The 7330-nt window shown below is 37.1% G+C and carries 4 protein-coding genes; all 4 read right to left on the bottom strand.

Going from position 1 to position 7330, the window contains the following annotated elements; all coding sequences use genetic code 11:
- Positions 1-3051 (bottom strand): disaggregatase related repeat-containing protein (locus tag EO93_RS07535; protein WP_048161821.1); only part of this gene is annotated, 3051 nt, incomplete at its 3' end.
- Between the two features lie 551 nt (positions 3052-3602).
- Complete coding sequence (locus EO93_RS07530) at positions 3603-4784, bottom strand: glycosyltransferase family 4 protein (protein ID WP_048161813.1); 1182 nt, start codon at positions 4782-4784, stop codon at positions 3603-3605.
- Positions 4785-4924: 140 nt separating this feature from the next.
- Entirely contained in the window at positions 4925-6055 is a 1131-nt protein-coding gene (locus tag EO93_RS07525; RefSeq protein WP_048161810.1) for a glycosyltransferase family 4 protein, read from the bottom strand.
- Between the two features lie 265 nt (positions 6056-6320).
- Complete coding sequence (locus EO93_RS07520; protein WP_235284146.1) at positions 6321-7298, bottom strand: glycosyltransferase; 978 nt, start codon at positions 7296-7298, stop codon at positions 6321-6323.
- Positions 7299-7330: the final 32 nt, after the last annotated feature.

Here is a 7330-nt window from a genome sequence, read left to right as displayed (position 1 = left end):
GTCAATATAGGATGAACTCTTATAGACTGTATTAGAAGAAGCTTCACGCAGGCGGTTATCCGTTGCGCCAGTAACAGTTACATTTACAGTCACTACAGGTTCAGTCACTGCAGGTGCTTTCTTTGTTATGTTAAGCTCTGGCTCCTTACTTTCAATTCCGCAGTCACTGCTGTAGAATGCAATATAATTGTTGCTTTCAGTTTTTGCTTTTATCAAAAAACCGGTATTCTCATATTTTCCACTGGTGTACTCTTTTACGAGCTCGGTTACGTTCAGTTCATAGTATCTGTTGTCAGGCAGGGTACTGCCCTTAATAGTCATTGTGGCATATGGAGTACTGCCCTGCAAAACACCGTTTTTATCGTACCAGTCTCCTCCTGGATTTTTCCATGCAATACCAATGTTTCTCTTATTCCAGCTCACATAGTCAGGATTCCATGAATCAGCAGGCCTGTAAACCTCAATCACAGTATCTGCTGGTCTTGAGTTTCCTGCCGGATAATACCAGAAGAGAGAAAGAGCCGCATTACTAACTTCGGTAGAACCTGTGTACTCGCTCAGGTTAAACCACATTGCATCCCTATACCTGCCAGTACTCAGTCCACCAACATCGATAAAGGAAGTTTCCTGGAAAACGGTTTCAGGGGCAGCCTCACGCATGCGGTTATCCGTTGCACCAGTAACAGTTACATTTACAGTCACTACAGGTTCGGTCACTACAGGTGCTTTCTGTGTTATGTTAAGCTCTGGCTCCTTACTTTCAATTCCGCAGTCACTGCTGTAGAATGCGATATAATTGTTGCTTTCAGTTTTTGCTTTTATCAGAAACCCGGTATTTTCGTACTTTCCACTGGTGTACTCTTTTACGAGGTCGGTTACATCCAGCTCATAGTACCTGTTGTCAGGCAGGGTACTGCCCTTAATAGTCATTGTTGCATAGGGCATGCTTCCCTGCAAAACACCGTTTTTATCGTACCAGTCTCCTCCTGGATTTTTCCATGCAATACCAATGTTTCTCTTATTCCAGCTCACATAGTCAGGATTCCATGAATCAGCAGGCCTGTAAACCTCAATTACAGTATCTGCTGGTCTTGAGTTTCCTGCCGGATAATACCAGAAGAGAGAAAGAGCCGCATTACTAACTTCGGTAGAACCTGTGTACTCGCTCAGGTCAAACCACATTGCATCCCTGTATCTGCCAGTACTCATCCCGCCTATGTCAATAAAGGACGAACTCTTATAGACTGTGTTAGGAGACGCTTCGCGCAGACGGTTGTTGTAGACCTCTTCTGCTGTGGACGAGGAGTTTTCCTGTTTGACAACGCTTATAGCTGCTGTAGCCGAATCTGTCAGTTTTCCATCGCTTACCTCAAAGGTTAAGCTGTATGTCCCCTCCTGTCCGGCAACCGGAGTCCAGCTAAAAACCCCCGATTTGCTGTCAAAAGTAGCACCTGTGGGAATGCCTGAAGCAGAGTATGCGAGACTGTCTCCGTCTGCATCCGAAGCGCTTACTGTAAAGGTAAGGCTTTTTCCAGCTTCAACAGTAACATCCGGGATGGAATTTATCACAGGGGCCTGATTATCTACTATTGGTGTTCCTGATTTTGAAGCATACTTTGTGTTCCCGAATGCCCCTATGTTGATCCTGCCTCCGTTGTCATCAGGCTCATTTGAGTAATCAGAGGAAGCAGATCCAGCATCAATGCATGGAGAACTTGTGCTATCTTTTACCCAGGTTTCCCCATTCCAGCGACCTGCTACTGATTTGAGATGGTAATCCCCACTGTTACTATTCACGAAAAGAGGATCTACATAGATATCTGTTGCTGAGTTAACATTTTTATAGTTCCCGGCTGTGTTGCTGTAGAGACAGTTATTTTCCAGCACAATTTTGTGGGAGCTGGTAAGACAGTTTAAAACTCCGTATCCAGTACCGGTTCCTTTTGTGGTTCTGGGGACAGTATTAGTAATTATATTATTTCGGACTGTTGTCGTGAATCCAGTTCCTGAGGGTCCCGCATTAGTATCAGTCATGTACATGTTCACGACTGCAGCGTTATGAACTCCGTCAAAGACGTTATTTTCGATCAGGACATTATGAAAACCACTGCCTAAAACCCCCCCAACCCATTGAATATTCTTATTTGTGCCACTGCCATTGAAAATGTTGTTGTGGATATAGCAACTTGATAATCTTTTATCATATGCTCCGGCGGTCCCGATAACCCAGATACCTGGTCCGTAGGTATTTGTAATTAAATTATCATAGATTTCTACACCCATATTACCGGTGGATCTCTGAACCTGAATACCTGGACCCGCATCCGGATAAGAATCAATAAAGTTGTCGTGGAATTTTACGTTATCCGAGTTCCAGACCCGGAGAGCGCTATTTATCCGACATGTGATTTTGTTATTCCATGCCTCTACATTATTAGATTCAATAGCATAAAGCCCGTCGTGTCCAAGCAGAGAGATTGTGTTGTTATAGAATCGGATATTTTCACAGTAGTATGCTCGCAGCCCATCCCCATGTCCATCATGCATATACATATTACAAACTGTTATGTTTTTTACTCGACCAAAATATATACAGTTGTAATATCCTTTTCCTTTTGGAGTTTCGGTGTTTCCGGGATAGTTCACATTTATTTCAAATCCTCTTACAGTAAGATTGGTTACAGGACCCTTGCTGCCAATTAAGGGTATCATAGGAGAATTAGTCCATCCTGCATGGTCAACTAATTTGACAACCGCGTCTGAATCACCTTCAAGAACCGTGTTACTACTTTGAATGTAAATGGTATTCTCTATGGTATAGGTAAAAGGACCTTTAAGATAAACGGTGGCGTAGTCGGGATTCTCTGCCACGAATTTAAGGGCCTGATTTATCTGTACATCATCGGCTTTTCCATCACAGTTGAAGTCCCCGCTGCCGTCCCCCGCAACGTAAACAATAGGAGGCGTGGGAGTCTTGCATAAAGCAGTAGGAACACTAGCAAGGACAAGACAGCCTATTAGGAAAAAGATTACAAATTTTCGATTCAACATCGCTGTTATTTTAGGCCGACCGGAATCAAATTTTTTCCCGACTTCCGGGTGCAAAGAGTCAGTTTTTTCATGGGCAAACATACTGTAAAAAATGGAAATGTTGATTAAACACTCGTTTAATTTATTTCCTCTGCAATTGGTCCACTTAGTGAGGTTTTGCAAATATTATCCACTCCCTAACCTTAGTGAATTTACAAAGAGCTCTGGTGATAATTTTCAGCCCAGAGGCAAATGTGTTTGTGAGGTGCATACTGGCAAACGAATATGATTCTCTTTTGCCAGACAACGTCTCATCTGTAAGTCAATTCCCCCCTTCTATACAAACAATCAAAATTAATTTAGCCAAAACATATTACTAAATTTCAATTGTTCTCATTGTAAATTAGCCTTTATATTATAAAAAAGTGTATGCAAATCTTTAAATATATTTAAAGAGTCACAAGTGAAATATTTTATTCAGTCTGGTGCTAGATTTTGTGATTGAGTCGTGTAGATAATAAATTGAGACACGTTCCGACAATAGACAGAATTTCAATGTATATCCCCCATAATTAATTACTTTTAATCACATCATTACAAACAGCCAGTACTTTTCTTGCAACACTATGCCAGCTGTGATTTTCAACAACATATCTACAACCCTTATCACCCATCAAGCTCCTTGCATTTTCATCGGGAAGTAATTTTATCACAGCAGCTGCAAGTTCTTCAGGGTCCTCGGGTGTTACTGAAATTCCCCCGCCAGAAACCTCGATTAAGTCTTTTACCCCTGGAATGCCACTTGCTACAAGGGGTTTCCCGCAGGCAAGGTATTCATATGTTTTTAACGCTGATAAACCGATTTTCGAATTTCGTTCACGAATAAATGGGGCAACACAGATATCCGATGCATTAATGTACATGGGTACCTTTTCGTATGAGATTCTTCCAGTAAAAAAAAACTTCTCCGATAAACCCAGATTATCTGCTAGTTGCATCCATTCTTTTTTCATAATGCCGTCTCCAACAACCATAAAACGGACATCAGCATATTCTTTTAGGATTAATGGAGCTGCTTTGATTAGATATTCAACACCTTGCCAGGAGACCAAATTCCCAACAAAACAGACATAGTATAATGAAGTATCCAAATTTAATTCCCATTTTACTTTATTTTTCTCCATTGGGGTAAATAAATCCGTGTTAGCACCATTATTAATTACAACAATTTTGGATTCAGGAATGGAATATAGATCCATAAGTCCTTTTTTTACTCCACTCGTTACAGCAACTAATTTACTACATCCATTAAAATTTATATTTTCTATTAACCTTGCAATCTTAATATTCAGTTTTGATGAACCTTGAATAATCATTTCATCAATTGTAAGACCATTAACTTCTCCAACTTGAGTAATTTTTAACAGAGACGATACAATAGAAGAAGAGATACTGTTTCCAGCCAATCTTGTATAAAATAAATCAGGTTTTATTTTGATCGAATAATAACTAAGATACGAAAAAAGAGCTAGTTGATATATGAATATATTTAAATAATTAGCAAATGGGAACTGGAAATGAGTAGAGGGGACTTCTATGATATTAGAGTTCTTAAAGTTTCCATTTTCTGAACTTTTAGAAAAGAGAAACACGTCAACACCTAGATTTTGAAGATTGTTAAATACTTCAATTGCATGGACATTGGATCCATTAAACAAATCCAATTGCCTTCCATAAATAATAAATAATTTCATGAATCGTAACTCCCAATAAATATATGGAGGCGTTGTAGTTTATATTAATATTTTCTCACTTATTGTTTCTGCACCATAACATTACGAATCCGAAAAACTTTTGACTATTTACTAACGAAAAGATAGGTAAATCATTCATCTTAATGGAACAGTTGGTCATATAGTTTTTCAAACCCATCTGTAATTGTTTCCCAATCATAATTTTTTACAATATGGTCCCTGGCACTGTGCCCAATTCTGTATCTGAACTCTTCATTCTCTAACAGATATATTATTGATTCAGCTAGTTTTTCGGGATTCTTTGGGGGCACCAATAAACCATTTTCACTCTCCTTTATTAATTCGAAACTTCCTTCAACGTTTGTTGCAATTGAAGGAATACCACATGACATAGCTTCCATTAAACTCGTTGGGAATCCTTCTCTATAAGAAGGCAATACAAAAATAGTTGCATTTTGATAATATTCGATAATCTGTGATTTACTTAGAGAACCCGTAAATACAAAATTATCTTCCAATTTAAGTTTATTCACCTGCTTTTTTAAATTATCTAATATAGTTCCGGATCCTACCAAAATAAATTTCACATCAGGATATTTTTTGCATACAATGCTTGAACATTCGATTAAATCTGATAATCCTTTAAACACTTCAAACCGGCCAGTATATAATACGTACCTTAAATTTGATCTGTTTTCAGAGGGTCTAAAGAAATTAGTATCAACTCCATTATGAACTATAGTTATTTCTTTTTTTAGTGGGTGATATATTCTTAAATCATCAGCACAGGAATTAGATACAGCTGTCAGTACATCACTTTTCTCAACAATTTCTTGTTCGATTTTAAATAGACGTTTGCGTAATAGTTTTACAATAAAAAAATGCAACGTTTTTGTTTCCATATGGTCCAATTTTTTTTTAGAAGCACCGTGTGAAGTGAATATAACATTCCACGAATTATTGAAAACTGGTTTTACTGGTATAAGTGTACCATGCAAATGAATTAAATCAAAATTAAACTTCAAAGATTTGAGCAATTTATTGATATACAATTGATGAATTTTGAACGGAGATGGAAAAAACGGGACAAATCTAACCCTATAAACAGAAACCCCCTCTATCTCTTCACAATATGTTTTTCTCCAGGTTCCTCTCGTAATAACTGTAACGTCGTGTCCTCTTTCTACAAGTCGTTTTGACAAATTATAAACATAAGTGCTGATACCACCTACATCTGGCGGGAACTCAGAAGTATACATGCAGATTTTCATAATTTTAGTCCTACTACAATTAAATAAAAATGAGACATATTTGATCCGATAGAAGATAAATAAAACAATCTTACTCGAAAGATGATCATAATATACTTATTTTGTATCTATTCAACGTACCCAAAATCATCCTAATGATGTTGATTTTGCGATCTCGGATACCTGAACATACTACCTCTGTTAAAACTGAAAAACATAATCAATAGCCAACAATTAACTAAAATGGAGTCAGCTTGGTTTGCTTATTTTGTATTTAAGAAGCTGCTTATTGATGCTGTTTTTTCCTGCGCTGGGTAGTTACACTTATTTTGGATATTATTTGCGTAATCCCTCTATAATATGAATTATACGGGAATCCACCTTTTGAGATCCCTTTTAGTAATTCTGCACATCCATCTTTATATTTTCTATTAAACAAAAGATCATAAACACCACGGTCACACAAATATCGGCCCTGGTTCTTTATTTTCATTTCATCAATTAAGTTATTAAACTCAATTGATTCATAACTATCATGACTATAATTTCTTCTTTCTATTGCAAATTCTCTGGCAATATCTGCATATATTCTCTGTAAAGTATGATGTTGCATAGTTAAACTGTTATCAGAAACTCTCCATCTAATAAGAGGTTGTGCGATGTTAGACAATTTGTACTTGTCACTAAGTCTCAAAATCAGATCATAATCCTGTGAATATCGAAATTTTTCTCTATAAGATCCCACATCATCTAAAGCTTTCCTTCTGACCATTATAGAGCTATGAATAAAAGGATTAAGATTATTCATAAATTTATTCACAAAATCCGGTTGTGACATTACATTCATAAAGCCAATTTTATTCCCGAAACTGTTTATTAAATAAGCTCCAGATCCGACTAATCCAACATCGGGGTGATTATGTAAGTAATTAATCTGTTTCTCCAGCCTTGAGGGTTCTGCAAGATCATCCGAGTCCAATCTTGCAACAAACTCTCCATTGGAATTTTTAATACCAACGTTAAGAGAAATCGTCAAACCAATATTCTTTTCATTGTCAATTACTTTGATCCGAAGGTCCTTTTCTGAAAATTGATTAATTATTTCTAAAGTATTATCCGAAGAAGCGTCATTTATAATCACAAGTTCCCAATCATCATAAGTTTGATTTAATATACTGGAAATTGAGTCCGAAATAAATTTTTCCGAATTATAAGCAGACATTACAACACTAACGAGATCTTTTTTCATAGAGGAATCAACCATTTTATAATTTTTTTAGATTACTTTCGATTACC

This window comes from Methanosarcina sp. 1.H.A.2.2, from assembly GCF_000979975.1.
Taxonomy (GTDB): Archaea; Halobacteriota; Methanosarcinia; order Methanosarcinales; family Methanosarcinaceae; genus Methanosarcina.
Note: the sequence above shows the minus strand (reverse complement) of the source record. Positions and strands in the feature narration are given on the sequence as shown.